Source organism: Streptomyces sp. NPDC127197, from assembly GCF_042672405.1.
GTDB classification, from domain to species: domain Bacteria; phylum Actinomycetota; class Actinomycetes; order Streptomycetales; family Streptomycetaceae; genus Streptomyces; species Streptomyces flavusporus.
The window spans coordinates 109,877-128,066 of sequence record NZ_JBHXVG010000013.1; the positions used below are offsets into that span (position 1 = coordinate 109,877).

An 18,190-nucleotide genomic window follows, 5' to 3' on the forward strand; every position below is an offset into this window, starting at 1 on the left:
TCAGGCCTCTGCGAACAACCCGTTAACGGGCGCACACAGAGGCCTGAATTACTGAAATCTAATGGGCGTCAATATTACACGCCGTCCTGACGGTCCAGGACGCCGGCCAGCGCCTGCTCGAAGCCGGAGGCCCTGCTCGCGTCGGCCGTCGGGTCCTGCTGGCGGACGTCGATGACATGGCCGGTCAGCTCGGACAGCAGCACGTCGAGCGAGGTGCGGGCCACGGCCTCGGAGGACAGCAGCGTGCCCGCCGGCTCCTGGCCGAAGGCCTTGGTGCGCATCGGGGTGGCGGTGCGCTCCGGGTTGATGCAGTTGACGCGGATGCCGTCGCCGGCCCACTCGTCGGACAGGGCCTGGGTGAGGTTCACCATGGCGGCCTTGGTCGAGGAGTAGAGGCTGTACTCGGCGCGGCCGCGGGTGTAGCTGCTGGAGGTGTACAGCAGCAACTGGCCCTTGGTCTCGGCGAGGTACTTGTAAGCAGAACGGGCGATCTGCACCGGCGCCAGATAGTTGACCTTCAGCGCCTCCTCGATGGTGGCGTTGTCGGTCTCGGCCAGCTTGCCGATGCGCAGCACACCCGCCGTGTTGACGACGTAGTCGATGCGCCCGGTCTCGGCGTACGCCTTGGACAGCGCGTCGTCGACCTCCTCCGGGTTCTCGACGTGCGTGCCGGTGGTGGAGCGGCCCAGCGCGTAGACGTTCGCGCCGTAGGACCCGGCGAGTTCGCAGATGTCCTTGCCGATGCCGTACGAACCGCCGAAGACGACCACGGTCTTGCCGGTGAGCAGCTCGCGGTAGTCCTCCTCGCCGTTCTGCTCCGGCGCGGCCGTGGAGGCGAGCTGGAACAGCTTGTCGGCGATGAAGACGTCGACGGGCTGGGTGACCTTCATGTTGTACTCGTCGCCCGCGACGACGTGGATCGGCACGTCCGGCAGGTACTTGAGCACGACCGTGCAGTCGTCCGTGGCCTGGAAGTTGGGGTCGCCGGCCGCGACCTCGTAGGCCCGCTTGATCGTGGACAGCTTGAAGGCCTGCGGGGTCTGGCCGCGGCGCAGCCGGGAGCGGTCCGGGATCTCGGTGATGAACTCGCCGTCCTCGCCGTGCGTGCGGGTCACGATGATGGTGTCCGCGGACGGGATGGCGACGTCGACCGCCTGGTAGCGCTCGAGTGCGGCCACACAGTCGTCGATGACACGCTGCGACAGCAGCGGGCGGACGGCGTCGTGGAAGAGGACGTTGAGGTCCTCGCCCTCGGCCAGGCCCTCGCCGAGGGCGGAGATGGCGCGCTCGGTCGTCTCGTTCCGCGTCGAGCCGCCCTCGATGATCCTGGAGACCTTCGTGAACCCGGCCTTGGCGACGATCTTCTCCACGTCGGGCACATAACCCGGCGCCATCAGCACGATGATGTCGTCGATCGAGTCGGCCTTCTCGAAGGTGGTCAGCGTGTGCTCGATGACTGCCTTGCCGGCGATCTTCAGCAGCTGCTTCGGGATCGACAGACCCACGCGCTGACCGGTACCGCCGGCCAGGATCACTGCGGTGGTACGGGGCTTGGCTATGTGCTGTGACACAGGTGACCTACCTTGGGGCGACTGGGAACTTGCAAATGGTCCCACTCCGGGTAACCGCGATGCAAGGTGAGCGATGGCCACCGCATATGTGCGCGCAACCTGTCATTCACCTTGCGGCCCTGGTGAACCGGCGAGACCTTCCAGGGGCACCTCGGGAATTGCTGTGAGTAACTCCACAGGGAGTTGGCGATTGCCGAGAGTGACCTGGTGACGGCTCAGCGGTGACCGAGGACCTTCACCAGTTCCTTGGAAGACGTCTGGTGAACGGTACGCGACGTGACGGGTGCCGTGTACCGCACGGCGCCGCGGCCTTCGGGTGCAGATCTTCACGTCCTGCGGCGACGGGCTGCACGTGTTCTTCATGTGCATCACAGCGCCATTGCGTATCAGCCGCGAATACAGCCCGCCCGGCAGCTCATTGGCGCGGAATTCCTGGTCAAGATTCCGCAGCATTTCGGTCTCGGCGAGGGCAAGAAAAACGCCCTGGGACTCCGGTGAGACCCAGGGCGTATCCCGTACGGGGCGTCAGACCAGCCGCACTCCGGGCCGGCCCGCCTCGACCCGCAGCTTGGCCAGTGTGCTCGGTGTCGCCTTCGGCTGCCGCACCGTGTCGACGACCCGGACCCGTGCGTCGATGCCGTCCCGGCGGATGTCGAAGAGGTGGTAGCCGCGGTGGGCGTCGAGCAGCTTCCAGTGCGGGTTGTCCGGCATGCGCGGGTCCCACTCCTTGCGGAAGGCGGCCTGGTCCTGGTCGCCGTTGCTGGAGATGGAGGTGCCGACGAACTCGGCGCCGACGACGGCGGAGTCCGGGTCGGCGAAGTCCTCCTTCAGGTCGCTGATCATCGTCAGGTGCCGGTCACCGGTCAGCACGACCGGGTTGCGTACGCTCCTGAACTCCTTGAGGAACTGGTTGCGTTCGGCCTGGTAGCCGTCCCAGGCGTCGTAGAACCACTGCTTGCCCTCGCCGACCAGCAGATCGGTCTCGGCCATCATGATCTGCGAGGCGATCAGGTTCCAGCGGGCGGGCGAGTTGTGCAGGTTGTTCAGCAGCCACTGCTTCTGGTCCGCGCCGAGCATGGTGAGCGACGGGTCCATGGCGCCAGCCTGGCTGGTCGCCTGGTCGCTGCGGTACTGCCGGGTGTCCAGCACGTTGAGCCGGGCCAGGCGGCCGAACTCCAGGTGGCGGTACATCCGGATGTGGGGGCCGTTCGGGAGGGCGCTCGCACGGACCGGCATGTGCTCGTAGTACGCCTGGTAGGCCGCGGTCAGCCGGGCCACGAACGCGTCGTGCGGCTGCTTGTCGGGGTCCTGCGGGATGTCGCCGGCGAAGTCGTTGTCGACCTCGTGGTCGTCGAAGGTGACCACGAACGGGGCGTTCGCGTGCATCGCCCCGAGGTCCGGGTCGGTGCGGTACTGGGCGTACCGGTTGCGGTACTGGGTGAGGCTGTACGGCTCACCGGTCCCCTCGTGCCGGCGCAGGGCCGTCGCCGACGGTACGGACTCGTAGATGTAGTCGCCGACGAACACCACGACGTCCGGGTCCTGGGCCAGCATGTCGGCGTACGGCGTGAAGTAGCCGTGCTGCCAGTTCTGGCAGGAGGCGAGCGCGACGCGCAGGGTGCCGCCGGAGCTCTGCCGGCTCGGTGCGGTGCGGGTGCGGCCGGTGGGCGAGAGCTGACCGCCGGTGCGGAAGCGGTACCAGTGGTCACGCCCCGGACGCAGCCCCCGTACATCCACGTGAACGCTGTGCCCGTACTCGGGCCGTGCCTGGGCGACTCCGCGCCGCACGCCCCTGCTGAACCGCGCGTCCTCGGCGATCTCCCACTCCACCGACACCGTGCGCTCGGGCATACCGCCGCCGTTCAGCGGGTCGGGGGCGAGCCGGGTCCACAGCACGATGCCGTCGGGCAGCGGGTCGCCGGAGGCCACGCCGAGGCTGAACACCCCGTCGGGCAGCGGGGTTTCGGCCGCTCTGGCGGCGGACGGCAGCCACAGCTGGGCGGAGGCGGCGGCGCCGAGCACGGCGGCTGATGCGGTCAGAAAGCGGCGTCGGTCGGGCGATACGGCACCGGTCATCGGCGAACTCCCTTGCCTCGCTGGCCTCTTGGACAAGGGGAAGCTCACGCGCCCGGGCGGTCCGCCCGCTGAATTCAGGGATGCACGTGCATGACAAGCAAGGAGACAACAGAAGACCCGTCACGGCCCGGGAAACACTCCCTTGCCGCAACGGGTCGGACGGTCGATCAGCGGGCGAACGCCGGTTCTAGAACGGCTCGAATTCGTCGAACTCCTGCTGCGCCTCGTCCCGCTCGGCCTGCCGGTCCCGGCGTCGCTGCACCGCCGGCCGCTGCGCCTCCAGGCGGTGGTCCTCGCCACGCCGGCCCAGCATTTCCGCGCCGGCCATGACGGTCGGCTCCCAGTCGAAGACGACGGCGTTCTCCTCGGGCCCGATGGCCACGCCGTCCCCGGCGCGGGCGCCGGCCTTGACCAGCTCCTCCTCGACACCGAGCCGGTTGAGCCGGTCGGCGAGGTACCCGACGGCCTCGTCGTTGTTGAAGTCGGTCTGCCGCACCCAGCGCTCCGGCTTCTCACCGCGCACCCGGAACAGGCCGTCCTCCTCGCGTACGACCGTGAAGCCCGCGTCGTCCACGGCCTTCGGCCGGATGACGATCCGCGTCGCCTCCTCCTTCGGCCGGGCCGCCCGCGCCTTGGCGACCAGCTCGGCGATCGCGTACGACAGCTCCTTGAGCCCCGTGTGCGCCACCGCCGACACCTCGAAGACGCGGTAGCCACGCGCCTCGAGGTCCGGCCGCACCATCTCGGCGAGGTCCTTGCCGTCCGGGACGTCGATCTTGTTCAGGACGACCATCCGCGGCCGGTTGTCGAGCCCGCCGTACTCGCGCAGCTCGGCCTCGATGACGTCGAGGTCGGAGACGGGGTCGCGGTCGGACTCCAGCGTCGCCGTGTCCAGCACATGCACGAGCACGCTGCACCGCTCCACGTGCCGCAGGAACTCCAGGCCGAGCCCCTTGCCCTGGCTGGCGCCCGGGATCAGTCCGGGCACGTCGGCGATGGTGTACACCGTCGAACCGGCGGTCACGACACCGAGGTTGGGCACCAGCGTGGTGAACGGGTAGTCCGCGATCTTCGGCTTGGCCGCACTCAGCACCGAGATCAGCGACGACTTGCCGGCGCTCGGATAGCCGACGAGCGCCACATCGGCGACCGTCTTCAGCTCCAGGACGACGTCCTGCACATCCCCCGGCTCGCCGAGCAGCGCGAACCCGGGCGCCTTGCGCCGCGCCGAGGCCAGCGCCGCGTTGCCGAGCCCGCCCCGGCCGCCCTGCGCGGCGACGTACGACGTCCCCTGCCCGACCAGGTCGGCGAGGACGTTGCCCGCCTTGTCGAGCACGACGGTTCCGTCCGGCACCGGCAGGATCAGGTCCTGGCCGTCCTTGCCGGAGCGGTTGCCGCCCTCGCCGGGTTTGCCGTTGGTGGCCTTGCGGTGCGGGGAGTGGTGGTAGTCGAGCAGGGTGGTGACCGACTGGTCGACGGTGAGGATGACGTCGCCGCCACGCCCGCCGTTGCCGCCGTCGGGCCCGCCCAGCGGCTTGAACTTCTCACGGTGGACGGAGGCACAGCCGTGGCCTCCGTTACCCGCGGCGACATGCAGTTCGACGCGGTCCACGAAGGTGGTCATGGGATGTGCCTCCTGGGGGTCCCCCCGGCCGAAGGCTGGGGGAGTACGAATAAGTCTTACCGAATGAAACACGCGAAAGGCGGACCCGCTTCCCCGAAGGGAAGTGAGGTCCGCCTCGCGAAAGTTTCCGATCAGGCGACCGGAACGATGTTCACGACCTTGCGGCCACGGCTGGTGCCGAACTCCACCGCACCGGCCTGCAGCGCAAACAGCGTGTCGTCGCCGCCACGGCCGACGCCCGCACCGGGGTGGAAGTGGGTACCGCGCTGGCGGACCAGGATCTCGCCCGCGTTGACGACCTGACCGCCGAACCGCTTCACGCCGAGGCGCTGAGCGTTGGAGTCACGACCGTTACGGGTGGACGATGCGCCCTTCTTGTGTGCCATCTCTCCTCAGTCCCTTACTTCGCAGCCGCGGGGATCTCAGTGACCTTGATCGCCGTGTACTGCTGGCGGTGGCCCTGACGACGGCGGTAGCCGGTCTTGTTCTTGTAGCGCAGAATGTCGATCTTCTGCCCCTTGTGGTGGTCCACGACCTCGGCCTGGACCTTGATGCCGGCCAGCACCCACGGGTCGCTGGTCACAGCGTCGCCGTCGACAACGAGCAGGGTCGAGAGCTCGACCGTGTCGCCAACCTTGGCAGTGGAAATCTTGTCAACCTCAACGATGTCGCCGACAGCAACCTTGTGCTGGCGACCACCGCTGCGCACGATGGCGTACACGCGGATCTCACTCTCTCGCTCGGGAACGGCACCCCCGCAGTCCAGCCACCCGCGGCAGGCGGGCAGCCTCTCCCGGTCACGCCGTGCCCGGGAGGAAGAGGTTTACGGGGATGTGGCGCGTCTGTGGACACGCCGACGGTCAAGGTTACGGGGCCGTGGCCGAAGGGGTCAAACCGGGCCGGGCCCGTGCGGTGTGCGGCCGGTCACCCGGCAGCACACCGCACACGGACGTCAGTCCTCGTCGGTGGAGGCCGTGACGGAGGGCAGCGTCTGCTGGGCCGCCGCGGTCTTCTTCGACGCCGACTTCGCGGCCGTCTTGGCGGTGGTCTTCGCCGCCTTCTTGGCCGTCGCCTTCTTTGCGGCCGTCTTCTTGGCCGCGGTCTTCTTGGTGGCGGCCTTCTTCGCGGTCGCCTTCTTGGCCGTCTTACGGGCCGTCTTCTTGGCCGGGGCCGCCTCCTCGCCCTCGGCCTCGACGGCTTCCTCCGCCGCCGGTGCCGCGGGGACGACCACGACGGCCGCCTCCTCGGACGCGGTCGGCGCGGTGGCCTTGCGCACCGCACGGCGCCGCGGACGTGCCGGGGCGGCGGGCTCGGCGGGCGCCTCGGTCTGCGGCACCTCGGCCTGGGCCGGCTCCGGCGTCACCGGGGCTTCCGGCACCTCCGGCGCGGTCTCGGGGACCGTCACCACAGCCGACTCCGCCGACGCCGACGCGGGCGAACCGGCCGGCGCGGACACCTTGCGGGTGGCCCGACGACGGGTACGGCCCTTGGGCGCGGCCTCCTCAGCGGCCTCGGCGGCCGGCGGCGCCTCGACGACCGGGTCCTCGACGGCCACGGGCTCGGCGTGCGCCTCGGCGGCCGGCTCCACCTGTACCGGACGCGCGACCTCCTCCGCTGTCGTCACGTCCTGAGCCGTCGGGGCCTGGACAGGGCCACCGTCCGCCTCACTCCTCGGCGCACCGGCCGGAGCCGACGCCCGCCGGCTCGCCCGGCGCCGCGAACGACCGCGGGTGGCCGCGGCCTCCGCCTCGGCGACGCTGCTGTACAGCTCCTCGTCCGGCGCGAACTCCGGAGCGGGCAGGGCAACCGGCTCGGCGGCCTCGGCCGCGACCTCGGCCTCGGTCTCCGCCTCCTGTTCGGCGGTCTCGCCGACCTCGACCATCCCGCCGACGATGACCTCGTGCGGCTGCTCCGGCTGCTCGGCACCGGCCCGTGCACGCTTCTTGCGCTTGCCGCCGCCACCGGTGGTGACCGCCTGGTCCAGGTGCACGATGACACCGCGGCCGTTGCAGTGGACGCAGGTCTCGGAGAACGACTCCAGCAGCCCCTGCCCGACCCGCTTACGGGTCATCTGCACCAGCCCCAGCGAGGTCACCTCGGCCACCTGGTGCTTGGTCCGGTCCCGGCCCAGGCACTCCAGCAGGCGGCGCAGCACCAGATCGCGGTTGGACTCCAGCACCATGTCGATGAAGTCGATGACGATGATGCCGCCGAGGTCGCGCAGCCGCAGCTGGCGGACGATCTCCTCGGCCGCCTCCAGGTTGTTCCTGGTGACGGTCTCCTCGAGGTTGCCGCCCTGGCCGGTGAACTTGCCGGTGTTGACGTCGACGACGACCATCGCCTCGGTCCGGTCGATCACCAGCGAACCGCCGCTGGGCAGCCAGACCTTGCGGTCCAGCGCCTTGGCGAGCTGCTCGTCGATCCGGTACGTGGCGAAGACGTCGACCTCACTGGTCCACTTCTGCAGCCGCTCGGCCAGATCCGGCGCGACGTGCGCGACGTAGCCGTGGATGGTCTGCCAGGCGTCGCCTCCGCTGACGATGACCTTGGAGAAGTCCTCGTTGAAGATGTCGCGCACGACGCGGACGGTCATGTCCGGCTCGCCGTACAGCAGCGTCGGCGCGTTGCCGTTCTTCGCCTTCTTCTGGATGTCCTCCCACTGCGCCTGCAGCCGCTCGACGTCCCGGCGCAGCTCGTCCTCGCTCGCGCCCTCGGCGGCGGTGCGCACGATGACGCCCGCGTCCTCGGGGACGATCTTCTTGAGGATGGTCTTCAGCCGGGCCCGCTCGGTGTCGGGCAGCTTGCGGCTGATGCCGGTCATCGAGCCCTCGGGGACGTACACGAGGTAGCGGCCGGGGAGGGAGACCTGGCTGGTGAGGCGGGCGCCCTTGTGGCCGATCGGGTCCTTCGTCACCTGGACGAGGACCGACTGGCCCGACTTCAGGGCGGACTCGATACGCCGCGGCCCGTTGGCCATGCCCAGCGCCTCGAAGTTCACCTCACCCGCGTAGAGAACCGCGTTGCGGCCCTTGCCGATGTCGATGAAGGCGGCCTCCATCGACGGCAGCACGTTCTGCACCTTGCCGAGGTAGACGTTGCCGACGTACGAGGTCGACTGCTCCTTGTTGACGTAGTGCTCGACGAGCACGCCGTCCTCCAGGACGCCGATCTGCGTACGGTCGCCGTTCTGCCGGACCACCATGACGCGCTCGACGGCCTCGCGGCGGGCCAGGAACTCGGCCTCGGTGATGATCGGAACGCGGCGGCGGCCCTGCTCACGCCCTTCGCGGCGGCGCTGCTTCTTGGCCTCCAGACGCGTCGAGCCCTTGATGGACTGCACCTCGTCGGACGGCTCGGCCTTCGGGCGGGGCTCGCGGACCTTGACGACGGTGCGCTCGGGGTCGTCGGCGGACGGCTCGGTGTCGGGGGCGGAGTCGCCGGCGCGACGACGCCGGCGACGGCGACGCCGGCTGCTGGTGGACGAGCCACCGGACTCAGCGCCCCGGTCGTCCTCCTCGGCGTCCTCCTCGACCTGCTCGGCGGTGTCCTCGGCGTCCTGCGCGGCCTGCTCGGCGGCGAGCTCCTCGACCTCGTCGCCCTCGCCGGACTCGCCCTCGGCGGACTCGCCCCGGCGACGGCGCCGGCCACCGCGACGACGACGGCGACGCGCTCCGGTCTCCTCGCCCTCGTCACCCTCGGCGGCCTCCTCGGCCTCCTCCTCCGCCTCGTCCTCGACGACGGTCTCGGCGGCCTGCGCCTCGGGCTCTTCGGCACCCCGGCGACGGCGGCGACGCCGCGGCCCGGGCTGCTCCTCGGGGAGTTCCTCGGCCTCAGGGGCCTCCTCCGCCGCCTCGGCGGCCGCTTCGGCGGCGGCCCGCTCGGGCGTCTGGAACTGCGGCTCGGTGAACACGGGCGCCTGGAACACGGCGACCGCGGGCCGTGCGGGCCGACGCGGCGACTCGGCCTCGCCCTCCGCGACGTCCTGCTGCGCGGGGGCGGCGAACCCGGTGGCGGCCTTGCGCACGACCCGGCGCCGGGCACGGCGCGACGTACCGCCCTCGCCGCCCTGGTCGGCGACGGCTTCGGGGGCGGCGACGGCGGGGGCCGCGGTCACCGGCACCTCGACGGCGGCGGGCGTCTCGGGCCCGGCGGGAACCTCGGCAGCGGCGGGTGCCTCGGCTTCCTCGGCACCGGACGGCGTCCGCTCGCTCGTGGGCTCCCCGGCCGGTGCGGCGGCCCTGCGGGTGGCACGCCGACGGGTGCGGCGCGGAGCCGCCTCCTCGGCGGTCTCCGGTGCGGGCGCGGCGGCCTCGGTCTGCGGCGCGGCAGCGGGCTCCTCGACGGCCTCTGCCGCAGCGGGGGACGCGACGGGCGCGGACACGCGACGGGTCGCACGCCGACGCGTACGACCGGCCGGCGCAACCTCCTCAGCGGGCTCGGCCTCGGCGGGCTCGGCCTCGGCGGCCGGTGCCTCGGCGGCCTCGCTCACCGGCGTGGCGGACGGAGCGGTCGCGGGCACCACCGTCTCGGTGGCCTCGGCGCCCTCCGGGGACGCGACCGGCGCCGACACACGACGGGTGGCCCGGCGCCGGGCCCGCGGCGGAGCGGGCTCCTCGGTGACTTCGGCGACTTCGGCAGCCGCGCTCTCCTCGGGAACCTCGGCAGGGGCCGGAGCCGCGGCCGTCACCGGCACCACGGTCTCGGCGGCCTCCGCGGCGGCGGGGGACGCGGCAGGCGCGGAGACCCGGCGAGTCGCACGCCGACGCGTACGACCGGCAGGCGCGGCGGCCTCGTCACCGGCGGCAGCAGCGGTCTCGACAGTCTCAGCGGCGGCCTCGGTCTCCTGGGCCTCAATGACCTCGACCGCCTCCTCGGCCTCCGCCGAAGCAATCTCGGTGGACTCGGCAGCCGGTATGGCCGGCGTGACGGTTTCGGCCGGGGTGCCGGAGGTGGCGGTCGGCGGTCCCGCCGGGCGGGAAGCGGCACGGCGCCGACGGCGCGGCGGCAGGGTGTCGCTGGGGGTGTTCAGTTCGGGGCCCGTGGTGGGCTCAGTGGGTTCGATCGGCTCGAGCATGCGGGCGTTTCTCCCGTCAGGCTCCCGGGCGCCGCACCTGGTCCGGCGGGTATGCCGGTGACGTCCGCGGCTCGCGCGATGCGCGACTGCCGCCGTCCGGGGCGCGGGCGCCGCACGGGAGCTCTCTGTAGTCCTGTCTCGCCGGTTCCGTATGCCGTGTTGCGTACGGCCTGGCGAAAGTCTTGTGGTCGGTGCGCTGCCCGACCCAGGTGGCTCCCGAGTACGAGGGCGGCGCTACGACGTGCGTCCCTGCGCGGAACCTTCCTTACGCCGACGCCTTCGCGGCGGCAGGATCGGCGGCTCCCGGAGTGGTGGCCGGGGCGGCCGTGACTGCCTCGCGGTCGGGCGCGAGCGGGTCGGTCACCGTGCCGGTCTCTTCATCGAACAGCCCCTGCGCCAGCCTGGTCACCGCTGCGGGGACCGGCGGCGCCAGGTCGGCCACGGCGCGGAGACCGGACAGGACGTCGTCGGGTCGTACGGCAGGCGTCACGTGCCGAACAACCAGCCGCAGTATCGCACAGGGCTGGTCCGTCGGCCTATCAGCAGGCGAACTGTGCATTTCAGAGCTTGCCGCGCTGTCCAGGCTCGCAACGGCCGGGCGGGCGTCGAAGGTGCGGACGCCGTTCTTGGTCAGCCGCTGGACCTCGACGGTCTCGGCCGCGTTGAAGGCGGCCACCGCGCGGGCGGCGTCGGCCGGGTCCACGCCGTCCAGCTGCAGCTCCCAGACGGAGGCCGTCAGCCGGTCGGCGAGCCCCGAGGTGCGGGCCTCGACCGCCTCGACGATGTCGAGCCCGTCGGGCAGCGACTCGTCGAGGAGCGCGCGCAGGGTCTCCGGATCGCGCGGTTCGGTGAGGGCGATCTCCAGGTACTCCGCCTCACTGCCCGTGCCGGTGGGTGCGGCATTGGCGTACGACACCTTCGGGTGCGGGGTGAACCCCGCCGAGTACGCCATGGGCACCTCGGCGCGGCGCAGCGCACGCTCGAAGGCGCGCTGGAAGTCACGGTGGCTGGTGAACCGGAGGCGGCCGCGCTTGGTGTAGCGCAGTCGGACGCGCTGCACCGCGGGTGCCGGCGGCGGGCCTTCGGGCTGTCGCTTGCCCAGTGTCGTTCAGTCCTTAGTGAGTGCGGTCGTACTGCTACCAAGAGTACGTGTGCCGGCGGCCGCGGGTTCCCGTCGGGCCACCGCCTCCCGCTGCCGGGGCTCGCCGAACAGCATGCGCCGGACGTCGGCCCGCGCCTGCCGTACGGATGCCCGGGCCGAGGCCAGCGCCTGCTGCGTCGTCCGCCCCACGGCGCGCGCGGCCTCGGCGGCGGGCCGCAGAACCGTGTCCCGTACGACGTGCCCGACGGGCGTCAGCACGCTGCGGTACACCCAGCGCACCGGCTCCACGAAGATCCACCGGAAGAGAGTCCCCAGGAACCGACCGACGGCGAGCGAGATGTGCCCGGCGACCCGCCAGGCGTGCCCGAGCGCCGCCCCGACCTCCCGTCCGATGACGGCGAGCACCCGCCCGACCGGCACCAGTACCCAGCGCCACAACGCGAGCGCGGGCAGGACGAGGAGGATCCGTGCCGTCCAGTACAGGGCCACGCCGATCCCGGTGACGATCACGCCCAGGAGCCACACGAGCCCCTTCGCGCACCAGGCGACCGCCCGCCCGACGGGGGTGAGGACCCACTCGTACAGCCACCGCGCGGGAACGACGACGAGGTACCGCACGAGCCACGCCACGGCGGTGTACACCCCGATCCCGAGGGCGGCGAGCACGGCTCCGATGCCCTTGAGCAGCCACATGATCCCGTGCCCGACGGGCGTCAGCACGCGCGCGTACACCCATGCCAGCCCGGCCCCGATCCCCCGTGCCACCCACGCGATCCCGTGTCCGACCGGCGTCAGGACGTACCGGTACAGCCAGACGCACGGCGCCACGACGAGCACGTTCCCCAGCCAGGCGAGCGCCCTGCCGGCCGGCACGACGACGTACCGCCACAGGGCGACGAACGGCCAGACGAACACCGCCCGCCCGAGCCACAGCAGCGCCCGCCCCAGCGGCCTGAACACCGTGTCGCCGAGGAACCGCCCGGCGACGGCCAGCGCGTCCCAGACCATCCGCACCGGGAGGACGAGCACGAGCACGACGATCCGCACCGAAATGCGGATCGCGACGGCGAGACACCCCTCGGGCGCCTGCTGAGCCGACGGCTTTTCCAGATCCATACCGTCGTAGACGCCACAGCCTCCGATCCGGATCCCCTCGCCCCGATCCGGATCCCTTGAAATCTCTGTCGGCCGAGGAGATACAGACGAATGTTTCGGGAGACACGGGTTACTTGAAGACGTTTGGTGGCGATATGCCCGAGAAGGTGAATGATCACGAACGACAGTGAGCAGCCAGAGCGGGTGTCGGCCGCTGAGGCGATGCGGCAGGCGACCGAGCAGCTCACCGAGCTGCTCGGGCGGCCCCCGGAGTCCGTTTCGGCACTGAAGCCGACGGACCAGGGCTGGGAGGCCGAGGTCGAGGTCGTGGAGCTGGAGCGCATCCCGGAGACCACGAGTGTGATGGCCAGCTACGAGGTCGTCCTGGACCCGGCCGGCCAGCTGATGGGTTATGAACGCGGGCGCCGCTACACACGCGCCCAGCTCGACCGGGGCGACCACTGACGTGGTCATCCCTTCCCCGAAGGGAGAACACCGTGACCATCACACCGGGCGGCGGCGCTGCACCCGCCCCCACCCAGGGCTCCGGAAACCTGTACGACGTGCTGGAGTTGGTCCTGGACCGCGGGCTGGTGATCGACGCCTTCGTGCGGGTGTCCCTCGTCGGCATCGAGATCGCCAAGGTGGACGCGCGCGTCGTCGTGGCCAGCGTCGACACGTACCTGCGCTTTGCCGAGGCGTGCAACCGGCTGGACCTCGAAGCGGGCCGCAAAGCCCCCGCACAGCTGCCCGACGTGATGGAGCGCGTCACCGAGGGCGGCGCCAAGGGCAAGAGCAAGGGCGCTCTGAGCGGAGCCGTCGAAGCATTCACGGAGTCCCTTCAGAAGGGCCGCCACGACGAGATCGAAAGCGGAGAACGACCTCGGCGAGGCAAGGAGGAACGGCGGGAGCGGGAGCGCGAGCCCATCGAGCGCGGCTCGGAACGCCGTTCCTCCAAGGAGCGCGAGGAGTGAGCGATGTCGCTGTACGTCTACGCCATCACCAAGCCATCGCACCCCCTGCGGCTCGACGACCTGGAGGGCGTCGGCGAGTCGCCCTCCGAGCTGCGGGTGGTGCACGGCGACTCGCTGTGCGCCGTCGTCAGTGAGGCCCCGGACGACCTGTCGATCGCACGCCGGGACATCGAGGCACACCACGCGGTGCAGGAGCGGCTGTGGTCCGACGGCGTCTCGCTGCCGCTGAGCTTCGGCTTCGTCGCCCAGGACGAGGACGCCGTACGCGCCGTTCTGGAACAGGGCGCCGAGCAATACGCCCAGCGGCTGGCGGTGCTCACCGACCGCGTGGAGTTCAACGTCAAGGGCGTACAGGACGAGGACGCGTTGCTGCGGCAGATCGTCGAAGAGTCCCCGCGGGTACGCGAGTTGAACGAGGCGACCCGCGAGGGCGGCGGAAGCTACGAGCAGCGGCTGGAACTCGGCCAGCTCGTGGCCCAGGAGGTGCAGAGCCGCCATGAGGCGCTCGCCGCGCAGATCGTCGCCGCTCTGCGACCGCTCGTGTACGCGGAGAGTCTGTCGCCGCCCTCCGAGCAGTACTTCGTCAACGCCTCGTTCCTCGTGGACCGCGAGAAGTCCGAGGCCTTCGCGGAGGCCGGCCGGGAGCTGTCCGAGCAGCTGCCCGAGGGAGTCGAGCTCCGGATCGGCGGCCCGCTGCCCCCCTACAGCTTCGCGTGACGGCAGTCGGCGGGCACAACCGAACGACACAAGGAGGCACCGTGGGACTGGTCTTCGAGATCCTGGCCCTTCCCCTCGCTCCCATGCGGGGCGTGGGCTGGGTGCTCGACAAGGTCGTGCGCGCAGCCGAGCAGGAAGCCTACGACCCTGCCCCGGTACAAGCGGAGCTCGCCGACCTGGAGCGGGCGCGGACCGAGGGCCGTATCGACGAGGAGAAGTTCGCACAGCGCGAGCAGGAGCTGTTGCAGCGGCTGGAGGAGATCAGGGTGTACCAGCTCCGGCAAGTCCAGCAGCCATGACGGGGGAAGGCGGTCACGGGGCAAGGAGAAAGGCATCATGAACAGCGCCAAGATCGGAACTGCCCTGATCGGCGGCTATGTGCTGGGCCGCAGGAGGAAGGCCAGGGTCGCCCTGGGGCTCGCCCTGGCGATGGCCGCCAGGCGGGCCAAGGGCGGCGACCTCGCCAAGGCCCTCACCCCCGTGCTCGGCAACCTCAACCGGCAGGTCCGCACCGAGTTGACGAGCGCGAGCAAGGCCGCGGCGAGCTCCGTGCTGAACGCCCAGGCCGACCATCTCGCCGACACCCTGCACGAACGCACGCTCGGTCTCCAGGGAAAGCGGGACGAGAGGGAACCGCGCGAGGAGCGCGAGGCCGTCGAGCGGGACGAGGAAGAACCGCGCGAGGCCCGCGAAGACGACGAGCGGGACGAGGAAGAACCGCGCGAGGCCCGCGAAGACGACGAGCGGGACAGGGAAGAGGGCAGGACGTCCTCTGCGAAGTCGCGCGGCACCAAGCGAGCGAGGAGGTCGGACGATGGCTGACGGCGGCACGGCCGAACGCGGTTCGTCGGCCGGTACCGGAACGCTGAAGAACCCGGGCGCGAACCGGTTGGTGGAGGAGCTGGGGTCCTACGCCGAGGCCCGCCTGGAACGCGCCCTGACAGGTGTCGGACACAAGATGGGCGAGGCGGCGAGCCGACTCGGCTCCGCCCACATAGGTCCCGGCAATCTCGTCCATGCCGTCGGCAAGGGCGGCAGGAAGCTCGGCGGGCAACTCGGCGCGCAGGTCGCGTCCCAGGCCAAGGAGACCGCCGCGCACGCCAAGGACACCGTGGCGGAGAAGGTCAAGGACGTCGCCGGAGCCGGCAAGAAGCACGGGCCGCCGTCCGGCGGCGGGCCCAAGAGCCTCACCATCATCGAGGACATCGACATCGGCGTCCCGGTGCGCGAGGCATACGACCAGTGGACGCAGTTCACGGAGTTCGGCCGGTTCACCAAGGGCGTGGTCGACGTCGAGCAGCAGGACGACACCACGACCCAGTGGCAGGTCAAGATCGGCAAGGCGAGCCGCACCTGGACCGGGACGATCACGGAGCAGGTGCCCGACGAGCGGATCGCCTGGACCTCCGAGGCGGCCAAGGGAACCACCAGGGGCGTGGTCACCTTCCATCCGCTGGCCGAGAACCTCACCAAGGTGCTGCTGGTCCTCGAGTACTTCCCCAAGGGCGTCGTCGAGAGGGCCGGGAGCCTGCTGCGGGCCCAGGGCCGCCGTACCCGGCTCGATCTGAAGCTCTTCCGCAAGTTCGTGATGATGCGCGGCAAGGCCACGGGCGCCTGGCGCGGCGAGATCCGCGAGGGCGAGGTGGTCCGCGGCCCGGAGGAGGAGGCCGAGGAAGAGCGCCGTGAGGCCCGTGGGGAGGAGAAAGAGCGGCCCCGCGACAAGGAGGACAAGGAGAAGGGCGAGCGGGACGAGGAGAAGGGCGAGCGGGACGAGGAGGAGTACGAGGAGCAGCCCGAGGACCGTTACGACGAGCGGGACGAGGACGAGGAAGAAGAGGAGGAGAACGAGGAGCCCGAAGACCGCGACGAAGAAGACGAAGAAGAAGCACCCGCCGATGAGAGCCCTCGGCGCCGCAGGTAGCCGAAGGCGCCGAGCCACTCTCAGGAACGAGGTCGAGGACGCCGTGACCGAGCCCCACTCCGCCGGCCCTTCCCCCGCGCGCACGCTCCAGCCGTACGGCCAGGGACAGGGTGCGAACCTTGCCGACATACTCGAGCGCGTGCTCGACAAGGGCATCGTCATCGTCGGCGACATCAAGATCGACCTGCTCGACATCGAACTGCTCACCATCCGGCTCCGCCTGCTGGTCGCCTCCGTGGACAAGGCCAAGGAGATCGGCATCGACTGGTGGGAGCGCGACCCGGCCCTGTCGTCCCGCGCCGACGGCACGCGCGACCTCGAGGAGCAGAACGCCCGGCTGCGCGACGAGATCAAGGAGCTGCGCAAGCAGGTGGCTGAGTCGCAGGCGGAGCTGCCCGAAGGCGGTTCGGGCAGCCGCCGCCGTTCACACGACCGCGAGCGTGAGCGGGAGCGGGAGACCACGGCGGAGCCGCGGCGCAGGAGCCGCAGAACCGCAGAGGACGACGACCGCCGGAGTTGACGCCATGGACGACCAGCTCAGCTACGCGTACGCCGTCGTACGGCCCGTCGCTGCCCTGGAGCGGGACGCACTCCCCGGCGTGCGCGGGGTCGCGGACGCGCCCGTCACGCTGGTTCACCACGGCGACGTGGCGGCAGCGGTCAGCCCGGTCCCAGGGGCCGACTTCTCCGAGGCCGCTCTCAAGGCTCACCTGGAGGACCTGGACTGGCTGGAGACCGTGGCCCGGGCCCACCACCACGTCGTCGAAACCCTTGGCGCTCACACCACGGTGCTCCCGCTCCGCCTGGCGACGGTGTACCTCGACGACGCCCGGGTCCGCGAGATGCTCGGCGAACAGGAGAAGACCTTCACCGCGCTGCTGGACCGGCTCGCCGGCCATGTCGAGTGGGGCGTGAAGGTCTACGCCGACGCCTCCCGTACAGCCGCTCGGCCGCAGGCGGCCACCCCGGCCGACGAACCCGACTCCGGCCGCGCCTACCTGCGCCAACGCCGGCACCAGCAGCACGCGCGCGAGGACGCCTGGTCGTCCGCCGCCGAGGCCGTCCGCCACATCGAGGACCAGGTCTGGAACCTCGCCGTGGCACACGTCCGGCACCGGCCCCAGCAGGGCAGGCTGGCCGGCGGAACCGGGGAGAACGTCGCCAACGACGCCTATCTCGTTCCTCGCCGTCTCGCCGAGGAGTTCCGTGAACGGGTCCTGCAGGCCGCCGAGGGATTCCCGGGCGTACGGGTGGAGGTCACCGGCCCGTGGGTGCCGTACTCGTTCGCCCAGGCGCCGGAACCCCAGCCCCCGGAGGGAGCGCGACAGCGGTGACCGCGTACGAGGATCCCCCGCTCGCCCAGCGCCAGGTCGCCCTGATCGACCTGCTCGACCGGCTGCTGAGCGGCGGTGCGGTGCTCACCGGCGACATCGTCCTGTCGATCGCGGACATCGACCTGGTCAGGATCTCGCTGCGCGCGGTGATCGTCGGCGTGCACGAGCAGCAGTGGGAGGCCCTCGTTCCAGAAGCGCCCCTCCCCGGAACGACCCTCGTCGGAGGCGACGACCGGCATGACGAACCCCGCTGACCGCCCGCACGCCGACCGCCTGGAGGAAGTCGTCGACGCCGCGCAGCGCGCCTTCGCGCTCCTCCCCGCCCGGCCGGACGAGCTGCCACCCCTCGGCAACCAGGACCACCGGTCCTCGGTCGCCCGCCGCCTCCGCACCGATCCGGAGACGGTGGAACGCGACCTGGTCAAGCTCGTCCTCACCATCGTCGAGCTGCTCCGCCAGCTCATGGAACGCCAGGCCCTGCACCGCGTCGACCAGGGCGGCCTCACCGAGGAGCAGGAGGAACGACTGGGGCTGACCCTGATGATCCTCCACGACCGCATGACGGAACTCTGCCGCCGCTACGACCTCACGATGGAGGACCTCAACCTCGACCTGGGCCCACTCGGTCCGCTTCTACCGCCCTGACATGGTCGGCCCGTTGACCACACTCAACGGCAACAGCTTCTTGCCCGTCGGGCCGAT

At 71.0% G+C, this 18,190-nt stretch carries 18 protein-coding genes; 10 read left to right on the plus strand and 8 right to left on the minus strand.

Going from position 1 to position 18,190, the window contains the following annotated elements; all coding sequences use genetic code 11:
* Positions 1-74: 74 nt before the first annotated feature.
* The 8 genes from ACFVJQ_RS21715 to ACFVJQ_RS21750 form a co-directional block, all read right to left on the minus strand.
* Positions 75-1,571 (minus strand): D-ribitol-5-phosphate cytidylyltransferase, encoded by a 1,497-nt coding sequence (locus ACFVJQ_RS21715; RefSeq protein WP_385513804.1) that lies wholly within the window; start codon positions 1,569-1,571, stop codon positions 75-77.
* Between the two features lie 525 nt (positions 1,572-2,096).
* Entirely contained in the window at positions 2,097-3,647 is a 1,551-nt protein-coding gene (locus tag ACFVJQ_RS21720; RefSeq protein ID WP_385513806.1) for an alkaline phosphatase D family protein, read from the minus strand.
* A gap of 187 nt (positions 3,648-3,834) precedes the next feature.
* A complete protein-coding gene (obgE, locus tag ACFVJQ_RS21725) occupies positions 3,835-5,271 on the minus strand; it encodes a GTPase ObgE (protein WP_385513807.1) in 1,437 nt (478 codons plus the stop codon).
* A gap of 131 nt (positions 5,272-5,402) precedes the next feature.
* Positions 5,403-5,657 (minus strand): 50S ribosomal protein L27, encoded by a 255-nt coding sequence (gene rpmA, locus ACFVJQ_RS21730; protein ID WP_030051735.1) that lies wholly within the window; start codon positions 5,655-5,657, stop codon positions 5,403-5,405.
* A gap of 14 nt (positions 5,658-5,671) precedes the next feature.
* Positions 5,672-5,992 carry a 50S ribosomal protein L21 gene (gene rplU, locus ACFVJQ_RS21735; RefSeq protein ID WP_004931419.1) on the minus strand — a complete coding sequence of 107 codons (321 nt, stop codon included), beginning with the start codon at positions 5,990-5,992 and terminating at the stop codon, positions 5,672-5,674.
* 231 nt (positions 5,993-6,223) lie between these two features.
* A complete protein-coding gene (locus ACFVJQ_RS21740) occupies positions 6,224-10,345 on the minus strand; it encodes a ribonuclease E/G (protein WP_385785940.1) in 4,122 nt (1,373 codons plus the stop codon).
* Between the two features lie 265 nt (positions 10,346-10,610).
* Complete coding sequence (locus ACFVJQ_RS21745) at positions 10,611-11,405, minus strand: TIGR03936 family radical SAM-associated protein (protein ID WP_385513809.1); 795 nt, start codon at positions 11,403-11,405, stop codon at positions 10,611-10,613.
* Between the two features lie 48 nt (positions 11,406-11,453).
* A complete protein-coding gene (locus ACFVJQ_RS21750; protein ID WP_385785944.1) occupies positions 11,454-12,563 on the minus strand; it encodes a hypothetical protein in 1,110 nt (369 codons plus the stop codon).
* A gap of 150 nt (positions 12,564-12,713) precedes the next feature.
* Between ACFVJQ_RS21750 and ACFVJQ_RS21755 the strand changes: the two genes are divergently transcribed.
* Genes ACFVJQ_RS21755 through ACFVJQ_RS21800 form a run of 10 tightly spaced genes read left to right on the plus strand, consistent with a single transcriptional unit; the run spans position 12,714 to position 18,133 of the window.
* A complete protein-coding gene (locus ACFVJQ_RS21755) occupies positions 12,714-13,007 on the plus strand; it encodes a gas vesicle protein (protein WP_385785947.1) in 294 nt (97 codons plus the stop codon).
* 32 nt (positions 13,008-13,039) lie between these two features.
* Positions 13,040-13,516 carry a gas vesicle structural protein GvpA gene (locus ACFVJQ_RS21760; protein ID WP_385785950.1) on the plus strand — a complete coding sequence of 159 codons (477 nt, stop codon included), beginning with the start codon at positions 13,040-13,042 and terminating at the stop codon, positions 13,514-13,516.
* Between the two features lie 3 nt (positions 13,517-13,519).
* Positions 13,520-14,233, plus strand: coding sequence for a GvpL/GvpF family gas vesicle protein (locus ACFVJQ_RS21765; protein ID WP_385513813.1), 714 nt, complete (start codon positions 13,520-13,522; stop codon positions 14,231-14,233).
* A gap of 41 nt (positions 14,234-14,274) precedes the next feature.
* Positions 14,275-14,532, plus strand: coding sequence for a gas vesicle protein GvpG (locus ACFVJQ_RS21770; RefSeq protein ID WP_385785953.1), 258 nt, complete (start codon positions 14,275-14,277; stop codon positions 14,530-14,532).
* A 37-nt stretch (positions 14,533-14,569) separates the two neighbouring features.
* Positions 14,570-15,055, plus strand: a complete 486-nt coding sequence (locus ACFVJQ_RS21775; RefSeq protein ID WP_385785956.1) for a hypothetical protein — start codon at positions 14,570-14,572, stop codon at positions 15,053-15,055.
* Entirely contained in the window at positions 15,048-16,154 is a 1,107-nt protein-coding gene (locus ACFVJQ_RS21780; protein ID WP_385785959.1) for an SRPBCC family protein, read from the plus strand. The genes ACFVJQ_RS21775 and ACFVJQ_RS21780 overlap by 8 nt, the downstream gene beginning before the upstream one ends.
* A gap of 43 nt (positions 16,155-16,197) precedes the next feature.
* Entirely contained in the window at positions 16,198-16,674 is a 477-nt protein-coding gene (locus tag ACFVJQ_RS21785) for a gas vesicle protein (protein ID WP_385785962.1), read from the plus strand.
* Positions 16,675-16,678: 4 nt separating this feature from the next.
* Complete coding sequence (locus tag ACFVJQ_RS21790; protein ID WP_385785965.1) at positions 16,679-17,488, plus strand: GvpL/GvpF family gas vesicle protein; 810 nt, start codon at positions 16,679-16,681, stop codon at positions 17,486-17,488.
* Positions 17,485-17,742, plus strand: a complete 258-nt coding sequence (locus ACFVJQ_RS21795; protein WP_385260864.1) for a gas vesicle protein — start codon at positions 17,485-17,487, stop codon at positions 17,740-17,742. The genes ACFVJQ_RS21790 and ACFVJQ_RS21795 overlap by 4 nt, the downstream gene beginning before the upstream one ends.
* Positions 17,726-18,133, plus strand: a complete 408-nt coding sequence (locus ACFVJQ_RS21800; protein ID WP_385785968.1) for a gas vesicle protein K — start codon at positions 17,726-17,728, stop codon at positions 18,131-18,133. The genes ACFVJQ_RS21795 and ACFVJQ_RS21800 overlap by 17 nt, the downstream gene beginning before the upstream one ends.
* Positions 18,134-18,190: the final 57 nt, after the last annotated feature.

Excerpts from the sequence above, each read along its gene's own strand:
- ACFVJQ_RS21765 (WP_385513813.1), top strand. The coding sequence starts at position 13,520 with ATGTCGCTGTACGTCTACGCCATCACCAAGCCATCGCACCCCCTGCGG.
- obgE (WP_385513807.1), bottom strand. The coding sequence starts at position 5,271 with ATGACCACCTTCGTGGACCGCGTCGAACTGCATGTCGCCGCGGGTAAC.
- ACFVJQ_RS21790 (WP_385785965.1), top strand. The coding sequence starts at position 16,679 with ATGGACGACCAGCTCAGCTACGCGTACGCCGTCGTACGGCCCGTCGCT.
- rpmA (WP_030051735.1), bottom strand. The coding sequence starts at position 5,657 with ATGGCACACAAGAAGGGCGCATCGTCCACCCGTAACGGTCGTGACTCC.
- ACFVJQ_RS21740 (WP_385785940.1), bottom strand. The coding sequence starts at position 10,345 with ATGCTCGAGCCGATCGAACCCACTGAGCCCACCACGGGCCCCGAACTG.
- ACFVJQ_RS21780 (WP_385785959.1), top strand. The coding sequence starts at position 15,048 with ATGGCTGACGGCGGCACGGCCGAACGCGGTTCGTCGGCCGGTACCGGA.
- ACFVJQ_RS21750 (WP_385785944.1), bottom strand. The coding sequence starts at position 12,563 with ATGGATCTGGAAAAGCCGTCGGCTCAGCAGGCGCCCGAGGGGTGTCTC.
- ACFVJQ_RS21800 (WP_385785968.1), top strand. The coding sequence starts at position 17,726 with ATGACGAACCCCGCTGACCGCCCGCACGCCGACCGCCTGGAGGAAGTC.
- ACFVJQ_RS21775 (WP_385785956.1), top strand. The coding sequence starts at position 14,570 with ATGAACAGCGCCAAGATCGGAACTGCCCTGATCGGCGGCTATGTGCTG.
- ACFVJQ_RS21755 (WP_385785947.1), top strand. The coding sequence starts at position 12,714 with ATGATCACGAACGACAGTGAGCAGCCAGAGCGGGTGTCGGCCGCTGAG.
- ACFVJQ_RS21720 (WP_385513806.1), bottom strand. The coding sequence starts at position 3,647 with ATGACCGGTGCCGTATCGCCCGACCGACGCCGCTTTCTGACCGCATCA.